Below are 16755 nucleotides of genomic sequence, written 5' to 3' on the forward strand. Positions count from 1 at the left end.
AGTTCTGCCGTCGGCCGGATCGCACCATGGACCCCCAGCCTCTGGACCAAGGAGCGATGAGTCATGGCACAGCAGGCCTGCCCCTTCCTGTCGATCGACCCGTCCGGTCAGGATCTCTACGGCGAGATATCCCGGATCCGTGCCCAGGGCGCGGCGGTGGAGGTCGAACTGCCCGGCGGCGTACGGGCGTGGTGGATCACCGGACTGGAGCTGAACAAGCGGCTCCTGGCCGGACCCGAGACGAGTAAGGACGCCTACCAGCACTGGCCGGCCTGGATCAACGGGGACATCTCCCGCACCTGGCCGCTCGCCATCTGGGTCTCGGTGCGCAACATGGTCACCGCGTACGGCTCCGACCACAGCCGGCTGCGCAAACCGATGGCGGCCGCCTTCACCAAACGCCGCGTCGACGCGGTGCTGCCGCGCGTCCAGGAGATCGTCGACCGGGCGCTGGACGCCCTGGAGCGGATCCCGGAGGGCGAAGTCGTCGATCTACGCGCGGCGTTCGCGGCGCCCATCCCGCACGAGGTGGTGTGCGAGCTCTTCGGCGTACCGCCCGGCGAGGACGGCCCCCGCGCGGCCCTCTACCGCATCATCAACCGCTTCTTCGACACGGCGATCTCCCTGGAGGACGCCCAGGCCAACGCCGTCGACCTCTACGGCACGCTGACCGCGTTCCTCCAGCACAAGCGCGGGCACCCGGCCGACGACCTGACGACGGCGCTCATCGCCGCACGCGACGAAGGCAGCCTCAGCGAACAGGAGCTGATGGACAACCTGATCCTGCTGCTCACCGCCGGATTCGAGACGACCGTCAACCTCATCGACAACACCGTGCACAGCCTGCTCGCCCACCCCGACCAGCTCGACCTCGTCCGCTCCGGGCGGGTGACCTGGGAGGACGCCCTGGAGGAGTCGCTGCGCTTCGAGGCGCCTGGCGCCATGTCGGGCCTGCGCTACGCCGTCGAGGACATCGAGATCGAGCCGGGCCTGACCATCCCCAAGGGCGACCCGCTCGTGGTCTCCTTCGCCGGTGCCGGGCGCGACCCCGAGCGGCACGGGCCGGACGCCGAACGGTTCGACGTCACGCGCGCCACCAGCCGCGACCACGTGTCCTTCGGCCACGGCGTGCACCACTGCCTGGGCCGGCCCCTGGCCATGGCCGAGGCGACCGTGGCCCTGACCTCGCTGTTCGCGCGCTTCCCGCGGCTGGCCCTGGCCGATCCGTCGCACCCGCCGAAACGGCTGCGGTCGATCATCTCCACCGGCCACGAGGAGCTGCCGGTGCTGCTGCACGGCCGGGAACCGGGCCCGCGCCCGCAGGAGGCGGAGGCGATCAGGAAACCCTCCGGCCCTGGAGGAACGCGCGGTACCAGGGCGCCGCGCGGCTGAACGCGGCCGCGAACCCCTCGCCGGGCGAGCAGTCGAATTCCTTCCAGAACGCGTCGTCCACGAACCAGTGGTCGACCGTGAGCATGCCGAGATGGTGGAGGGCGAGCGGTGACCCGGCGGCCCGGTCGAGGGCGGTGGCGACGTCCACGGCCGCACCGCCGCCGGGCTCCTCCAACTCCCGGCACACGGCCGCCAGCAGGTCCTTGACCGCCACCGGCTCGGGGTGGTCGACGTGGTGCACACCGCCGCCGGACGCCGGGGAGAGCGCGGCGGCCACCACCGCACGGCCCAGGGTGTCGACGTCGATCATCGACTGGAGCGCCTCGCAGCCGGTCAGGGTGGCCGACAGCTCCTTCATCAGCCACACCAGTCCGGGGATCACCCAGCGGTCGCCCTCGCCGTACACGAGGTGCGGGCGCAGCACCAGGCCGCCCGCGTCGAGGACGTACCGTTCGGCGGCGGCCCGGGTGCGGCTGGTGGGTGACGCGGGTGCGATCGGCGCCTCCCCGGGGCGTACGCCGCGGAAGGGGCCCCGGCCGAGAACGGCGGCCGTACCGACGTACACGATCCGGCGCACTCCGGCGCGCACGGCCTCCTCGACCAGCGCCCGGGTGCCGTGGTCGTTGACCGCCCGGACGGTCTCGGCGTCGCCGCCGACCCGCGTGGCGCAGTGCACCAGGACGTCGGTGTCGGCGCAGACGCCACGCAGCGAGGGCGGCGCGCAGAGGTCGCCGTGGACGTACTCGGGGCCGTGCGGCGCGTGCCGGGACAACAGGCGTACATGGGCACCCGGTTGCCGTTGTGCCCTGGCGGCGACCCGGCTGCCGACGAAGCCGCTCGCGCCCGTGATCAGAACCTTGACCGTCACGACAGGGACCGTACCCGCGCCGGCCGGGCGGAGGTCAGGCCGGCGGTGAAGACCAACGCGCCGTCCTGCCGCCCCGACACCCGTACGGTCACCTCCCCGGGGTGGTCTTCGAGGACCTCGGTCTCGATCCGGCACGGGCTGTGCAGCTCGGCGTACCGGGCGAACTCGGCCGTCATCCTGCCGGGCAGGAAGGGGTGCAGGCCGGACGCGGCGGTCGCGGCCTGGCGGGCCGCCTCGAACAGGACCATGCCGGGGACGTGGTCGTTGGGCCGCGGGAAGAGGACCGGGTGGCCCGTGTCGACGCGCAGGTTCCAGACGCCGGGGCGGTCGGCGGGGGCGAGGACGACGTCCTCGGCGCGGGCCCGTCCCGCGGTCTGCGGCGCGATGCCCGCCAGGAGCGGGACGGGCGTGTCCAGGGCGTTCAACTTCCCCGCCCGCAGGCGGCGGTAGGCGCGCGGGGAGGTGCAGCCGGTGCTGCCGGTGCCGCGGGCGACGAGCCGTCCCGCGCGGCGGAACTCCATCGTGGTCCGCATGCTGTGCAGCCCGCGGCCGCGGCGGCGGACCTCGGAGCACACGACGTCGAACTCGACCGGCTCGGCGGCGTCCGCCAACAGCAGCGCGGCCGGGTCGACGCGGACCGTCAGGTCCCACATGACGAAGTGGGTGTCGGCCGGGGCGCCGAACTCGGCGTGCGCCAGCGCCATCGAGGCCTGCCGCAACGTTTCGCCCACGATCATCGGGTCCTGGTGGCGGTCGTCCACCGGGCCGAAGAAGGGGTGGGCGGCCGGCCAGTGCGCGGTGAACCGGAAACGGGTGTCGGAGATTCGGGTCCACCGGGCGGGGAAGACGTCCGTCTCGGCGGTGCGATGGGCGAGTTCCTTGGTGACGACGGTGTGGGAGCGGGGGGCGGGGCGCTCGGTGACGGGGGAGGGTGGCGAGGGTGCCGTGGACTCGGCTGCGGCTGCGGCTGCGGGGGTGAGGGCGGCGGGCGGCGCCGTTTCGGTTTCGTCCGTGAGGGTGGCCGCGGGCAGCGCGGGTTCGTCGGCGGTGGTCGCCGACGGCGCGGGTTCCGCGGCGGCTGGTCTCGCCGGAGCGGTCTCTTGGGGCACGACGGTTTGTGGCGGGTTCTCGACGGTCGTAGCGGTTGCGTTTGCCGGACAGCCCTCGCGTCCGGTCTGATCCTCTGTGAGTGCGCTTAAAGGCCCTGTCTGCGGCATGAGAACCCCCAGGATCGGCTGCCTGGCCGCGGTCGACGCTTGACTAAGATACGGACGAGCCGGTTTTTTTCAAAGGGTGAGCCAAGCCGCTGGGACAGGCACTCGCGCCCTCGCCACACAGCGACTTCACAGGGATCGACGGAGATCAGGAGGCACCCGATGGCGCGACAGGAGCGCGCGATCCGCACCCGGCGGACCATCCTGGAGGCGGCGGCGGCCGTCTTCGACGAACGCGGCTACACCTCGGCGACCATCGGCGAGATCCTGGACCGGGCCGGCGTCACCAAGGGCGCGCTGTACTTCCACTTCGGCTCCAAAGAGGAGCTGGCGGTGGGGGTGTTCGAGGAGCAGCTCGCGCTCGCGCTCCCGCCGCAGTCCAGCAGGCTCCAGGAACTCGTCGACTCCGGTCTGGTGATGGCCCGCCGGCTGCGGTACGAACCGCTGGTGCGGGCCAGTGTGGGCCTCGCCCTCGACCAGGGGGCCATGGACCTCGACCGCACCCCGGCCTTCCGGATGTGGATCGACCAGAACACGCAGGTGCTGACCGAGGCGAAGACGCGCGGCGAGCTGTTGCAGCACGTGGACGTGGCGGAGACGGCGGAGCTGCTGGTCGGCAGCTTCTCCGGGGTGCAGCTGCTGTCCCAGCTGCGCTGCCAGCGGCAGGACCTGGAGCGCCGGGTCGTCGTGCTGTTCGAGCACTTCCTGCCCAGCATCACCGTGCCGGCGGTACTGGCCCGGCTCGACATCTCGGTGGCCCGGGCCGAGCGGGTGCTGGCGCAGGCGCGGACGCAGGAGGAAGCGGCGGCGCCGGCGCAGGCCTCCGTGCCCTCGGGGGCGTAGCCACCGCCGCACGCGCCCGGCACGGGTTGTCCACAGCTGTGGAGTTGTCCACAGGGTCTGACGCGTTTCGGCCGCCGGTTGTACGGTCGGCACGAGTTGATGTTCGTGCGCGTGCGCGTGCGGGGGAGGCGGTCGGGATGACCAGGGCAGGAGCTCAGGACGAGGGCGGAGCCAGGGCGAGGGACGGGGCGCCGCGCAGGCTGCCCAGGGTGCGGGGCTTCGCCGAGTGGCCGGCCGAGGGCTCGCCCAAGGACGAGGGCAAGGCCCTGCGCAAGCAGATCCCGCGCAGCGCGCACGCCACGCTCGACCTGGACGCGTCGCGGCCCGACGCGGTGAGCGCCGTCGAGGAGTCGGGCCGCGGGCGGCTGCCCGAGCTGGCCCCGATCCGGGTCGGCCGCATGGCCGCCACCCCGTTCGCGTTCCTGCGCGGCTCGGCGGGCCTCATGGCGTACGACCTGGCGCGCACGCCCATGACCAGGATCCGGGCCCAGCTCTGCGGCGACGCCCACGCGGCCAATTTCGGCCTGTACGGCGACGCCCGCGGCGGCCTGGTCATCGACCTGAACGACTTCGACGAAACGGTGCTCGGCCCCTGGGAGTGGGACCTCAAGCGCCTCGCGGCCTCCCTGGTGCTCGCGGGCCGGGTGGCGGGCGCCGACGAGGACCAGTGCCGCAAGGCGGCCTACGACGCGGCGGGCGCCTACCGCAGGACCATGCGGCTGCTGGCCGGACTCCCGGTGCTGGACGCGTGGAACGCCATCGCGGACGAGGAGCTCGTCTCCCACACGGACGCCCACGATCTGCTCGGCACGCTGGAGCGGGTCTCCGAGAAGGCCCGCCACAACACCAGCGGCCGCTTCGCGGCCAAGTCGACCGAGGCCACCGAGGACGGCGGGCGCCGCTTCGTCGACGCCCCGCCGGTGCTGCGGAGGGTCCCCGACGCGGAGGCCGCGGCGGTGGCCGCGTCCCTGGAGGAGTACGTCGGCACCCTGCAGGAGGACCGCCTGCCGCTCCTCGCCCGGCATGCGGTGCAGGACGTTGCCTTCCGGGTCGTCGGTACGGGCAGTGTCGGCACCCGGTCCTACGTCGTGCTGCTCCTGGACCACCGGGGCGAGCCGCTGGTGCTCCAGGTGAAGGAGGCGCGGGCGTCGGCGCTGGTACCGCATCTGGTGACGGCCGGTTTCGAGGCACCGCAGGCCGGTCACGAGGGCCGGCGCGTCGTGATGGGCCAGAAGCGGATGCAGGTGGTGAGCGACAACCTGCTGGGCTGGACGACGGTCGACGGCTTCCCCTTCCAGGTCCGCCAGTTCCGCAACCGCAAGGGCAGCGTCGATCCGGCCGCCCTGGCCGCCGACCAGATGGACGACTACGGCCGCATGACCGGTGCGCTCCTGGCCCGCGCGCACGCGCACAGCGCCGACCCGCGGCTCATCGCCGGGTACTGCGGGAAGAGCGATGAGCTGGACGAGGCGATGGTGGCTTTCGCCGTGGCCTATGCGGACCGGACCGAGGCGGATCACGCGGAGCTGGTGGCGGGGGTGAAGGCGGGGAAGGTCGCGGCGGAGATGGGGGTGTAGGGGCTTATGGGGTGCGGGGTGCGGGGTGCGGTGGCGGGCTTGCGGCGTGAGGGCGGCGGGGCCGGGGGGGAGGGCTGAGGGCTGAGGGGTCGAAGCCGGCGGGTTGTGGGTGCGGGTGCGGGGTTGAGGGCTGAGAGGTGGAGGCCGGCGGGTTTCGGGCTGCGGGCTCGCGGGCGCGGGCTCGCGGGTTCGGGCTGCCGGCCCGCGGGGTCGGGCTCGCGGTTTCCGGGTGCTGGCTGTGGGCTCGCGGGTTCGGGCTCGGGCTCGCGGGCTTGCGGGTCAGGGCTGCCGGCTGCGAGTGGCGGGCTGCTGCCTGTGGCGCTGGCCGCCGGGTCCCTCCGGCGGTAGGTCGACGCCCCGGGCCGTCCTCTGGGGCACTGACCCGGCCGGTCCGTCACCTAGGCTGGTCGGGTGACGACCCCGGAAGCTGACCAGGATGGTGGCGACGCCGCACGCCCCGAGGCGCGGCTGGAGCGGGCCGTGCGGGCCGCCGAGCAGGCGTTGATCGAGTACGAGATCGCGGTGGAGACCTTCCGCGTCGAGGTCGAGAACTTCTCCCGGCTGCACGAACAGAAGCTCGGCCCGCTGTACGCCCGGCTCGAGGAGCTGGACGCCCGGATCCTGGAGGCGAGAGCCGCCCGCAGCGGCGACCCCGCGGACCGGCAGCGGGCGGAGGAGGCCAGGTCGCGACTCGCCCCCATCCCCGGCGTCGAGGAACTGCTGCACGGCTGGATGGACGGCACCGGTCTGTTCCCGGAGGCCTCCGCGATGCTCGCGGACCAGCCGGTCCGGCCCCCGCAGCGGGTCCGCCCCAGCGAGGAGGCCCGCAAGCTGTACCGCGACCTCGCCCGCAAGGCCCACCCGGACCTGGCGCAGGAGGAGGAGGAACGCCGGCGGCGCGAGGAGTTCATCACGCGGGTCAACGCCGCCTACGCCCGGGGCGACGAGGCCGAGCTGCGCGAACTCGCCGAGGAGTGGGCCAAGGGACCCGAGCTGAAGCGGGGTCCGAGCCGCGCCGAGGAGCTCTACGCCCGCCTCGAATGGCTCGCCCAGCGCAAGGAACTGCTCGGTCTGCTCGCCCGGGAGCTGGAGGACGGCGCCATCGGCCACATGCTCCAGCTGGCCCCGGACGACCCGGACCGGCTCCTGGACGAGATCGGGCAGGGGCTGAGCGCCCAGGTCACCGAGCGGGAGGCGGAGCTGGCCGCGCTGCTCGGCGAGGGCCAGGGCCAGGGCTGAGCCGCGCCCCGGCCGGTGCTCTCGCCGGTTCCGGTAGCGTCGGACGCATGAGTTTTGGAGCTGGTGTGCCCACGGTCGCGGTCGCGGACCTCAAGGACGGCGACTTCCTGCTGGACGTCCGGGAGGACGACGAGTGGAAGGCCGGTCACGCCGACGGGGCGTTGCACATCCCCATCAGCGAGTTCGTCGCCCGGTACGGCGAATTGACCGAGGCCTCCCCGCAGGACGGCCGGGTCCATGTGATCTGCCGTTCGGGCGGCCGGTCCGCCCAGGTCACGATGTACCTGGCCCAGCAGGGCATCGACGCCGTGAACGTCGACGGTGGCATGCAGGTGTGGGAGGCGGCGGGCCGTCCGGTCGTGACGGACGACGGGCAGCAGGGGTTCGTCCTCTAGGGGGTGTCGGGCAGACCCCCATGGCCGCCGACCGGCAGTCGACGTGACCGTGCGGACTGGGTTGCCGGCTAGTCCCACCCGTCCGTCCCCGGCCCTCGCGGTCAGGCCAGCGGGTGGGCCGCCAGCAGGTCGCCCAGGGCCTCTTCGTGTGCCGCGGCGGGGCCGAGCGACAGTTCCAGGTGCTTGGCCCAGGCGTGGTAGCGGTGCAGGGGGTAGTCCACGTCGGCGCCGAACCCGCCGTGCAAGTGCTGTGCGGTCTGCACGACCCGGCGGACACCCTCCGCCGCCCAGATCTTGGCGACGGCCACGTCACCGGCGGCGGGCAGCGGGCCGGGAGCCCCGGAGGCGATCCGCCAGGCGGCCTGCCACAGGGTGGCCTCCATCGCGCGCAGGTCGATGTAGCGGTCGGCGGCCTGCACGGCGACGGCCTGGAAGGTCGCGATCGGGAACCCGAACTGCTCCCGCTTGCCCGTGTACTCCCCGGTCATCCTCAACACACGCTCGCCGAGCCCGAGCGCCAGCGCGCACGTCCCGGTGGCCAGCAGATCCCGCAGCCACTCCCACGCCCCGCCGGTGTCGATCACGTCCCGGGCGGCGAGCCGGGCCGACTCCAGCCGCAGCTCGCCGAGTCGCTCGCCGCTGGTGGAGAACTGCTCGGCGAGGACGACGCCCTCGTGCCCGCGCGGCACCAGGGCCAGTAGGGTCCGGCCGGTGCCGGTGTGCGCGGGGACGAGCGTGACGTCCGCGTCGTAGGCCCACGGCACCGCAGTCTGCACCCCGTCCAGCACCCAGGTCCCGCCGTCCTGCCGGGCGGTCACGGCCTGCTCGGCCGGGTCGTGGCCGGTGCGGCCGTGTGCGGCGACGGTCAGGACGGTCTCGCCCCGGCCGGCCCGGGCGAGCAGATCCGCCTTCGCCTCTTGCCCGCCGTAGGCCTGGACGGCCGCAGCCGCGGCGCTGTTCTCCAGCAGGGGCACCCTGGCCAGCACCCCCGCCGACTCCCGCAGGACCAGGCACAGCGCGACGGCGTCCAGGCCGGACCCGCCGTACCGGGCGTCGAGCAGCAGGCTCAGCAGGTCCGCTTCGGCGAGCCTGGCCCACAGGGCGCGGTCGTACGTCTCGGCGACGGCGCCCGGGGTGAGGGCCGGGCTGGGCACGGCGTCGGGCACGACCCCGGCGAACACGCCCCTCGCCGCCTCGGCCGCCGCCTGCTGCTCCTCGGTGAAGGTGAAGTCCACGGTGGCTGTCCTTCCGGCGATCCCGTTGAGCTGACGGGGCGTCAAGATAGAACAGGTTCTAGAAGAAGGGAATGGGTGTACGGGCGGGCGCCGTAGGGTGTCACTCCTGCGGACGACCGGCCGGGGTGCCCTGTGGATAACCTGCGGGGGTCCCCTGTGGACCAGGGGGACCGCGGCTCTGGGACGGTCGCACTCGCCGTACGGTCGGCCTCCCGGTGTGGCGACGGCCACGGGCGGACCGGCGGACAGGGGCTGTGCCCGGGTGGGTGTCCTGAGTACCGTGCCCGTGCCGACGCCGCGCATCGCCGCGCGGGCGGTACGACGCCCTCGCGGCCGGGCGGACGGAACGACGGACCGGGATCGTGGAACGGGGCGGAATGGACGCGTACGACGAGGGCTCGAACGCCCGGCACGGCCCGGACGCGCCGAGCCGCCCGGCCCCGCCCCCGGAGCAGGGCGCACCGGCGGACGCCGCCGAGCCGTACCCGCTCGGTGAACTCCGTACCGGCGTGGCCGCGCTCTCACCGCGCTACCAGATCGTGGTCGCCCTGGCGCTCGCGGTCGTCGCCATCGGGGTGTGTGTGCATCTGGGGATGACGTTCCTGCACGTCGCACCGGCGAACACGGTCACCAAGACGCACGGCGAGGCCGTGGACGACTGGATCTATCCGGAGTTCGAGCAGAACTGGAAGCTCTTCGCGCCGAACCCGCTCCAGCAGAACATCTCGATCCAGGTCCGCGCCGGGGTGCGCGGGCCGGACGGGATGACGCTGACCACCGGCTGGTACGACCTGTCCGCCGAGGACGGCAGGGCCATCGACGGCAACCTGCTGCCCAGCCATACCCAGCAGAACGAGCTGCGCCGGGCCTGGGACTTCTTCGTCGCGACGCACGACAGCGAGAACCGCCCGGTGGGCCTGCGCGGCTCGCTCTCGGAGTCGTATCTGCGCCGGATCATGGTGCTGCGCCTCGACCGCGACGACGCGGTGCGGGCGGCGACCGGGGGCGCCGGTGTCATCGAGCGGGTGCAGGTGCGCTCCCGGACCAGCAATGTGCCGCCGCCCCCCTGGAGCCGGGAGAAGGTCTCCACGACGCCGTCCTACCGGGAGCTGCCGTGGTGGAAGGTCTCGCGGGACGAGGCCGGGGGAGGCGTGCGGTGAACCGCTTCTCGCTGGCCGTCTCGGGCGGTATCGCCCGCGTCACCGAGGCCGCCCTGGGCCCCTACCAGACGGCCGTCATCCGCATCGGCTTCAGCGCCACCTGGCTGCTGTTCCTGCTCCGCGAGCTGCCCCACCGCCACGAGCTGTACGGTCCCGACAGCCCCTGGAGCTGGGATCTCGCCCAGCAGCTGGTCGCGTCCAACGGCTCCTTCACCACCCTGATGTGGTCGGACGGCCGGGTCTGGTTCGAGATCGTCTACGCGCTCGCGGTGCTCTCCAGCGCCCTGCTGATGCTGGGCTGGCGCACCCGCACCATGTCGGTGCTGTTCATGGCCGGCGTGCTGTCGCTGCAGAACCGCAGCGTCTTCATGGGCGACGGCGGCGACAACGTGCTGCACCTGATGTCGATCTACCTGGTGTTCACGCGGTGCGCCCGGGTGTGGTCGCTGGACGCCCGGCGGGCCGCGCGGGACCGGGCGGCCCGCGCGCGGGGCGAGCGGGTCACGGACCGGACGGGACCGGCCCTGTGGGGCGTGCTCGGGTTCGTGCTGGTCGCGGCCACCCTGGCCGGACGGATGCAGGGCGGCTGGCTGATACCGGCGCTGCTGTGGACGGTGTGGGTGGTGCAGGCCCTGTGGTGGCTGGTCGGGCGCCGGGCCAGGACCGATGAGCCGCGGGTCCTGCTGGACGTGATCGCCAACATCGTGCACAACGGCGCCCTGCTCGTGATCATGGCCGAGGCGTGCCTGATCTATGCGACGGCCGGCTGGTACAAGATCCAGGGCTCCCGCTGGCAGGACGGCACCGCGGTCTACTACCCACTCCACCTGGAGTACTTCTCGCCCTGGCCGGCGCTCGCCGATCTGCTGTCCGCCAGCGGCACGATGGTGCTGCTGGTGACCTACGGGACGGTCCTCGTGCAGGTCGCCTTCCCGTTCACCCTGTTCAACCGGCGGGTGAAGAACGTCCTGCTGGCGGTGATGATGACCGAGCACGCGGTGATCGCCGTGGTCCTGGGTCTGCCGTTCTTCTCGCTGGCGATGATCGCGGCGGACGCGGTGTTCCTGCCGACGGGCTTCCTGCGCCGCCTGGGCGGCCGGGCGGCACGCGCGCGTGACCGGCTCCCGCGCCGGGGCGGGCGTACGCCCCTGCCCGGGCAGCGTGCCCATGAGAGCCCCGAGGCCACGCACGTAGGCTTCGGGGCATGACCGACCCCGTGACCGTCTGGCACCGGCTCGCCGGCGACACCGTCCTGCTCGACGGGTTCCACGCCCTCAAGCACGCGCTGCGTTTCGACGCCGAGGTGCCGGTGGCGGTCACCGCCGACCGGGCGGCCGCACTCGCCCTCGCCGACGAGCTGGCCCCGGACGTACGGGACGCGCTGGCCGGGCTGCTGACGGAAGTGCCGCACGAGACGTACGCGTCGTTCGTGCCGCGCCCGCACCCCACCGCCGTGGCCGCCCTGGGCGTACGGCCGTCACGCGTCTCGAACCTGGAGAAGCTGGCGCGCGTGCCCCGTACGGCCCCGGTCGTGGTCCTCGACAACCCGCGCAACCTGGGCAACGCGGGGGCGGTGATCCGCCTGGCCGCCGGCTTCGGGGCGACCGGTGTGGTGACGACCGGGACGGTCGACCCCTGGCACCCGACGGTCGTGCGGGGCGGGGCGGGTCTGCACTTCGCGACGACGGTGGAGCGGCTGGCCGCCGACGAGCTGCCGCCGGGCCCGCTGTTCGCGCTGGACCCGGAGGGCGACGACATCCGGGGCGTCAAACTCCCGGACGACGCCGTCCTCGCTTTCGGCTCCGAGCGCACCGGCCTGTCGGGCGAACTGCGCGCCCGGGCCGACCACTTGCTGTCCCTGCCGATGCGCCCCCAGGTCAGCAGCTACAACCTGGCGACGAGTGTGGCGATGACGCTCTACCACTGGAGCGCGGGCTTTGGGGCGTCCCTTTAGGGGCGCGGGGAACTGCGCGAGCAACCCACCATGGCCGGCACTCGCGCGACGACGAGAACCCCCGAGCTCCTAGGCATCCCGCCGCACCTCGACCACCCGGAACCGGTTGGCCACGAACGCCCCGTCGCACAGCGCCGCACTGGCCGCCGGGTTGCCGCCGGACCCGTGGAAGTCGGAGAACGCGGCCGTCTGGTTCACGTACACCCCGCCCGTGAGGTTCAGCGACAGCTGCGCCGCCTCCTCCAGGCAGACCTCCTGCACGGCCCGCTCGACCTCCGGGTCGGTCGTGTACGCCCCGACGGCCATCGCGCCCTTCTCGCGGACGGTCCGCCGCAGCAGCTCCGCCGCGTCCGCGGCCGAGTCGACCGCCACGGCGAAGGACACCGGCCCGAAGCACTCGCTCATGTACGCGGCCTCGTCGTCCGGCTTGGCCCCGTCCAGCTTCACGATCACCGGCGTACGGACGACCGCCCCCGGGAAGTCCGGGTTGGTGATCTCCCGGGAGGCCAGGGCGACCTCGCCCAGCCCCGAAGCGGCCTCCAGGCGGGCCTTCACATCCGGGTTGACGATCGCCCCGAGCAGCGCGTTCGCCCGGGCGTCGTCACCGAGCAGCCCGTCGACCGACTTGGCCAGGTCCGCGACCACCTCGTCGTAGGACTTGGGGCCCTGGTCCGTGGAGATGCCCTCCCGGGGGACGAGCAAATTCTGCGGGGTGGTGCACATCTGGCCGCTGTACAGGGACAGCGAGAACGCCAGGTTGGAGAGCATGCCCTTGTAGTCGGACGTGGAGTGGAGGACGACGGTGTTGACGCCCGCCTTCTCCGTGTAGACCTGCGCCTGGCGGGCGTTGGCCTCCAGCCAGTCGCCGAACTCGGTCGAGCCGGTGTAGTCGATGATCCGGATCTCGGGGCGCAGTGCGAGCGTCTTGGCGATGCCCTCGCCGGGGCGCTCGGCGGCCAGTGCGACGAGGTTCGGGTCGAAGCCGGCCTCCGCGAGCACCTCGCGCGCGACCCGCACGGTGAGCGCGAGCGGCAGCACCGCGCGCGGGTGGGGCTTGACCAGGACCGCGTTGCCGGTGGCGAGGGAGGCGAACAGGCCGGGGTAGCCGTTCCACGTCGGGAAGGTGTTGCAGCCGATCATCAGGGCGATGCCGCGCGGGACCGGCGTGAACTGCTTGTTCATCGCCAGCGGGTCGCGCTTGCCCTGCGGCTTGGTCCACTCGGCGTTGTCGGGCGTGCGCACCTGCTCCACATAGGCGTACGCCACCGCCTCCAGGCCGCGGTCCTGCGCGTGCGGCCCGCCCGCCTGGAACGCCATCATGAAGGCCTGGCCGGAGGTGTGCATGACCGCGTGCGCGAACTCGTGCGTCCGGTCACTGATCCGCTTGAGGATCTCCAGGCAGACCACCGCGCGCTGCTCCGCGCCCGCGTCCCGCCAGGCCCGCTGACCGGCCTTCATGGCGGGCAGCAGCACGTCGAGGTCCGCGTGCGGGTACGTCACGCCCAGGTCGATGCCGTACGGGGACGTCTCGCCGCCCACCCAGTCGTCCGTCCCGGGCTGGCCGAGGTCGAGGCGGGAGCCGAGCAGGGCGTCGAAGGCGGCTTTGCCCGTCGCCGCGTCCAGGCTGCCGTTCTCGCCGTAGGCCTTGGGGTGCTCGGGGTGCGGGGACCAGTACGCGCGCGTGCGGATCGCTTCCAGCGCCTGGTCGAGGGTGGGCCGGTGCCGGGCGATCAGCTCGTGCGCCGAGAGTGCGGCGGTCATGGGTGACCAACTCCTCGTCTCAAGAACTCCTCGTCGAGTTCATGACCTGGGCAGAAACCTGGGCAGGAACACTCGGACAGAGCTAGAGTAACCGAACGATCGGTCGGTTCAAGGGGGTCCGCCGCATCTGTGGAAAACCCCGTGCGGGAGGATCGCGCACATGACAGCACTCGACCTCAGCAGCCCCGTGGCCGTCGTCGGCACCGGCACGATGGGCCAGGGAATCGCCCAGGTCGCGCTCGTCGCGGGCCACCCCGTACGGCTGTACGACACCGTCCCCGGGCGGGCCCGGGAGGCGGCCGACGCGATCGGTGCCCGGCTGGACCGGCTCGTCGAGAAGGAGCGGCTCACCGGCCCCGACCGGGACGCCGCCCGCGCCCGGCTGCTGCCCGCCGAGGACCTCGCCGAACTCGCCGACTGCGCCCTGGTCGTCGAGGCGGTCCTGGAGCGGCTGGACGTCAAGCAGGAGCTGTTCCGCGAGCTGGAGGGCGTCGTCGACGGCGACTGCCTGCTCGCCACCAACACCTCGTCGCTGTCCGTCACCGCCATCGGCGGCGCCCTGCGCGCCCCCGGTCGCTTCGTCGGCCTGCACTTCTTCAACCCCGCGCCGCTGCTGCCACTGGTCGAGGTCGTCTCCGGGTTCGCCACCGACGTCTCGTCCGCCACGCGCGCGTACGAGACCGCCCGCGCCTGGGGCAAGACGCCGGTCGCCTGCGCGGACACCCCCGGCTTCATCGTCAACCGCATCGCCCGGCCCTTCTACGCCGAGGCCTTCGCGGTCTACGAGGCACAGGGCGCCGACCCGGCCACCATCGACGCCGTGCTGCGCGAGTCGGGCGGCTTCAAGATGGGCGCGTTCGAGCTGACCGACCTGATCGGCCAGGACGTCAACGAGTCCGTCACGCAGTCGGTCTGGCAGTCCTTCTTCCAGGACGTGCGCTTCACGCCGTCCCTCGCCCAGCGGCGCCTGGTCGAGTCCGGCCGCCTCGGACGCAAGACCGGCCAGGGCTGGTACGACCACCGGGACGGCGCCGAGCGCCCCGAGCCGGACACCGCCGAGAAGCGGCAGCCGCCCGCGTACGTCGTCGCCGAGGGCGACCTGGGCCCGGCCGCCGAGCTGCTCGCGCTGATCCGCGAGGCGGGCATCCCGGTCCGCGACGAGGACGACGACGAGGACCAGGGGGCCTGTCTGCTGCTCCCGAGCGGCGGCCGGCTCGTCCTCGCCGACGGGCAGACCGCCGTGGAGTTCCGGGACTTCGTCTACTTCGACCTCGCCCTGGACTACCGCAAGGCCACCCGGATCGCCCTGTCCGCCTCCCAGGACACCTCCCCGCAGACCCTCGCCGAGGCCGCCGGCCTCTTCCAGGCGCTCGGCAAGCAGGTCAGCTTCATCGGCGACCTGCCCGGCATGATCGTCGCCCGTACGGTCGCGCGGATCATCGACCTGGCGCACGACGCGGTCGCCAAGGGCGTCGCCACCGAGGAAGACATCGACACCGCCATGCGGCTCGGTGTCAACTACCCGCTGGGCCCCTTCGAGTGGAGCCGCAGACTCGGCCGTACCTGGGCCTACACGCTCCTGGACGACATGCACCGGTGCGACCCCTCGGGCCGCTACGCGCCGTCCCTGGCGCTGTACCGCCACGCCCACGCCTCCGACCCGCGGGAGGGCACAGCCTCATGAGCACCGCCAAGCGCGACACCTACACCCCGGACACGCTGCTGTCCGTCGCCGTCCAGGTGTTCATCGAGCGTGGCTACGACGGCACCTCCATGGAGCACCTCTCCAAGGCGGCCGGCATCTCCAAGTCGTCGATCTACCACCACGTCGCCGGCAAGGAGGAGCTGCTGCGCCGGGCCGTGAGCCGGGCCCTGGACGGCCTCTTCGGGATCCTCGACGAGGAGCACGCGTGCGTGGGACGCGCTGCCGACCGCCTGGAGTACGTCGTCCGGCGCATGGTCGAGGTGCTCATCACCGAACTGCCCTATGTGACCCTCCTGCTGCGCGTGCGCGGCAACACCCACGCCGAGCGGTGGGCCCTGGAGCGCCGCCGCGACTTCGACCACCGGGTCGCCGACCTGCTCAAGGCGGCCGCCGCGGACGGGGACGTGCGCGCAGACATAGAGGTCCGGCTGGTGACCAGGCTGGTCTTCGGCATGATCAACTCGATCGTCGAGTGGTACCGGCCGGACGGCCGCGGCATGAGCGAGCGCGAGGTGGCCGACGCGGTGGTGCAGCTGGCGTTCGGAGGCCTGCGCAAAGCCGCCTGACGGCGGCCCTCTGTGTGAGTACCCGCGCAGGGGCGGGTTCTCGGGCGTGCTGTTCTGGGCGACCGGCCTGCTCGTGCTCGCCTGGGTGCTGCCGCACCGCCGGTCCCTGCGCGGACTGCGGATCGCGGCGGCCGGCACCGGACTCGGATGCGCGCTGCTCCCGGTGATGTTCGCGGTGCTGCTCGGCGTTGCGATGGCTTCGAGCTGACGGGCGCGGTCCGGCCGTTCACCCCTGCGGTTCCAGGTCCTCCTCCTCGAACACCAGCAGCGTGCGCGTGCTGAGCACCTGCGGGATCGCCTGGAGCCGGGTCAGCACCAGCTCGCGCAGCGCCCGGTTGTCGGAGACGTGCACCAGCAGCAGCACGTCGAAATCGCCGCCCACCAGGGCGATGTGGGAGGCGCCGGGCAGCTGTCTGAGCTCCTCGCGCACCGTGCGCCAGGAGTTCTGCACGATCTTCAGCGTGATGTACGCGGACGTGCCCTGGCCTGCCCGCTCGTGGTTGACGCGGGCACCGAAGCCGCGGATGACGCCGTCCTCGACGAGCCGGTTGATACGGGCGTAGGCGTTGGCGCGCGAGACGTGGACCCGCTCGGCGACCGACCGTATCGAGGCGCGGCCGTCCGCCTGCAGCATGCGCAGGATGTCCTGATCTATGACGTCCAGGGGGCGCGGCGGCGGCAGCGAGCCGCTGTCGTCCTGCCGTTCGGCCATTTGTTCAGATGCCACCCGCGCCGACCTCCCTGCCATGGACGTACTGCGTCCATCTCAGGCTGTGGAGAACCGTTTGTCCACAGCCTGAGGCCACCCGTAGCCAAAATGTGCCGACGACCGAACAATCGGTAGGT

General features: G+C 72.8%; 16 protein-coding genes. 11 read left to right on the forward strand and 5 right to left on the reverse strand.

Annotation, left to right across the window (positions count from 1 at the left end; translation table 11 throughout):
* Positions 1-63: 63 nt before the first annotated feature.
* A complete protein-coding gene (locus tag CEB94_RS20475) occupies positions 64-1392 on the forward strand; it encodes a cytochrome P450 family protein (protein ID WP_175433600.1) in 1329 nt (442 codons plus the stop codon).
* Here the strand turns inward: CEB94_RS20475 and CEB94_RS20480 are convergent.
* Together CEB94_RS20480 and CEB94_RS20485 are read right to left on the reverse strand one after the other, a co-directional pair.
* A complete protein-coding gene (locus tag CEB94_RS20480; protein WP_175433601.1) occupies positions 1337-2260 on the reverse strand; it encodes an NAD-dependent epimerase/dehydratase family protein in 924 nt (307 codons plus the stop codon). The two genes, CEB94_RS20475 and CEB94_RS20480, sit on opposite strands and share 56 nt — an antisense overlap.
* Positions 2257-3369, reverse strand: a complete 1113-nt coding sequence (locus tag CEB94_RS20485; RefSeq protein WP_281292512.1) for a ScbA/BarX family gamma-butyrolactone biosynthesis protein — start codon at positions 3367-3369, stop codon at positions 2257-2259. Before CEB94_RS20485 ends, CEB94_RS20480 begins: the two co-directional genes overlap by 4 nt.
* Before the next feature lie 267 nt (positions 3370-3636).
* Between CEB94_RS20485 and CEB94_RS20490 the strand changes: the two genes are divergently transcribed.
* From CEB94_RS20490 to CEB94_RS20505, 4 genes are all read left to right on the forward strand, one after another.
* A complete protein-coding gene (locus tag CEB94_RS20490) occupies positions 3637-4317 on the forward strand; it encodes a ScbR family autoregulator-binding transcription factor (RefSeq protein WP_175433602.1) in 681 nt (226 codons plus the stop codon).
* A 137-nt stretch (positions 4318-4454) separates the two neighbouring features.
* A complete protein-coding gene (locus CEB94_RS20495; RefSeq protein ID WP_175433603.1) occupies positions 4455-5894 on the forward strand; it encodes a DUF2252 domain-containing protein in 1440 nt (479 codons plus the stop codon).
* 411 nt (positions 5895-6305) lie between these two features.
* Positions 6306-7133 carry a hypothetical protein gene (locus CEB94_RS20500; RefSeq protein ID WP_175433604.1) on the forward strand — a complete coding sequence of 276 codons (828 nt, stop codon included), beginning with the start codon at positions 6306-6308 and terminating at the stop codon, positions 7131-7133.
* A gap of 65 nt (positions 7134-7198) precedes the next feature.
* The gene (locus CEB94_RS20505; RefSeq protein ID WP_175437089.1) at positions 7199-7528 is read left to right on the forward strand and encodes a rhodanese-like domain-containing protein; all 330 of its coding nucleotides are present in this window, start codon (positions 7199-7201) and stop codon (positions 7526-7528) included.
* A gap of 101 nt (positions 7529-7629) precedes the next feature.
* Here CEB94_RS20505 and CEB94_RS20510 read toward each other — a convergent pair whose 3' ends face one another.
* The gene (locus CEB94_RS20510; protein WP_175433605.1) at positions 7630-8763 is read right to left on the reverse strand and encodes an acyl-CoA dehydrogenase family protein; all 1134 of its coding nucleotides are present in this window, start codon (positions 8761-8763) and stop codon (positions 7630-7632) included.
* A 377-nt stretch (positions 8764-9140) separates the two neighbouring features.
* Here CEB94_RS20510 and CEB94_RS20515 point away from each other — a divergent pair, with 377 nt between their 5' ends.
* The 3 genes from CEB94_RS20515 to CEB94_RS20525 are packed head-to-tail and all read left to right on the forward strand — an operon-like array spanning position 9141 to position 11877.
* Positions 9141-9923: a DUF5819 family protein gene (locus CEB94_RS20515; protein ID WP_175437090.1), complete on the forward strand. Its 783-nt coding sequence runs from the start codon at positions 9141-9143 to the stop codon at positions 9921-9923.
* Positions 9920-11131, forward strand: a complete 1212-nt coding sequence (locus tag CEB94_RS20520) for an HTTM domain-containing protein (RefSeq protein WP_175433606.1) — start codon at positions 9920-9922, stop codon at positions 11129-11131. The genes CEB94_RS20515 and CEB94_RS20520 overlap by 4 nt, the downstream gene beginning before the upstream one ends.
* Positions 11128-11877, forward strand: coding sequence for a TrmH family RNA methyltransferase (locus CEB94_RS20525; RefSeq protein WP_175433607.1), 750 nt, complete (start codon positions 11128-11130; stop codon positions 11875-11877). Before CEB94_RS20520 ends, CEB94_RS20525 begins: the two co-directional genes overlap by 4 nt.
* A gap of 69 nt (positions 11878-11946) precedes the next feature.
* Here CEB94_RS20525 and paaN read toward each other — a convergent pair whose 3' ends face one another.
* Entirely contained in the window at positions 11947-13638 is a 1692-nt protein-coding gene (paaN, locus tag CEB94_RS20530) for a phenylacetic acid degradation protein PaaN (protein ID WP_175433608.1), read from the reverse strand.
* Positions 13639-13798: 160 nt separating this feature from the next.
* On the opposite strand from paaN, the gene CEB94_RS20535 reads away from it, so the two are divergent.
* The 3 genes from CEB94_RS20535 to CEB94_RS20545 are packed head-to-tail and all read left to right on the forward strand — an operon-like array spanning position 13799 to position 16117.
* Positions 13799-15322 carry a 3-hydroxyacyl-CoA dehydrogenase gene (locus CEB94_RS20535; RefSeq protein WP_175433609.1) on the forward strand — a complete coding sequence of 508 codons (1524 nt, stop codon included), beginning with the start codon at positions 13799-13801 and terminating at the stop codon, positions 15320-15322.
* Positions 15319-15909 carry a TetR/AcrR family transcriptional regulator gene (locus CEB94_RS20540; protein WP_175433610.1) on the forward strand — a complete coding sequence of 197 codons (591 nt, stop codon included), beginning with the start codon at positions 15319-15321 and terminating at the stop codon, positions 15907-15909. The genes CEB94_RS20535 and CEB94_RS20540 overlap by 4 nt, the downstream gene beginning before the upstream one ends.
* Before the next feature lie 46 nt (positions 15910-15955).
* A complete protein-coding gene (locus CEB94_RS20545; protein WP_175433611.1) occupies positions 15956-16117 on the forward strand; it encodes a hypothetical protein in 162 nt (53 codons plus the stop codon).
* An 18-nt stretch (positions 16118-16135) separates the two neighbouring features.
* On the opposite strand, the gene CEB94_RS20550 is transcribed toward CEB94_RS20545, so the two are convergent.
* A complete protein-coding gene (locus tag CEB94_RS20550) occupies positions 16136-16657 on the reverse strand; it encodes an Lrp/AsnC family transcriptional regulator (RefSeq protein ID WP_425472466.1) in 522 nt (173 codons plus the stop codon).
* Positions 16658-16755 lie beyond the last annotated feature (98 nt).

The organism is Streptomyces hawaiiensis, from assembly GCF_004803895.1.
GTDB lineage: Bacteria > Actinomycetota > Actinomycetes > Streptomycetales > Streptomycetaceae > Streptomyces > Streptomyces hawaiiensis.

Coding starts and splice junctions, on each gene's coding strand:
- CEB94_RS20525 (WP_175433607.1), top strand. CDS start 11,128: ATGACCGACCCCGTGACCGTCTGGCACCGGCTCGCCGGCGACACCGTC.
- CEB94_RS20515 (WP_175437090.1), top strand. CDS start 9,141: ATGGACGCGTACGACGAGGGCTCGAACGCCCGGCACGGCCCGGACGCG.
- CEB94_RS20495 (WP_175433603.1), top strand. CDS start 4,455: ATGACCAGGGCAGGAGCTCAGGACGAGGGCGGAGCCAGGGCGAGGGAC.
- CEB94_RS20540 (WP_175433610.1), top strand. CDS start 15,319: ATGAGCACCGCCAAGCGCGACACCTACACCCCGGACACGCTGCTGTCC.
- paaN (WP_175433608.1), bottom strand. CDS start 13,638: ATGACCGCCGCACTCTCGGCGCACGAGCTGATCGCCCGGCACCGGCCC.
- CEB94_RS20490 (WP_175433602.1), top strand. CDS start 3,637: ATGGCGCGACAGGAGCGCGCGATCCGCACCCGGCGGACCATCCTGGAG.
- CEB94_RS20550 (WP_425472466.1), bottom strand. CDS start 16,657: ATGGCAGGGAGGTCGGCGCGGGTGGCATCTGAACAAATGGCCGAACGG.
- CEB94_RS20475 (WP_175433600.1), top strand. CDS start 64: ATGGCACAGCAGGCCTGCCCCTTCCTGTCGATCGACCCGTCCGGTCAG.
- CEB94_RS20535 (WP_175433609.1), top strand. CDS start 13,799: ATGACAGCACTCGACCTCAGCAGCCCCGTGGCCGTCGTCGGCACCGGC.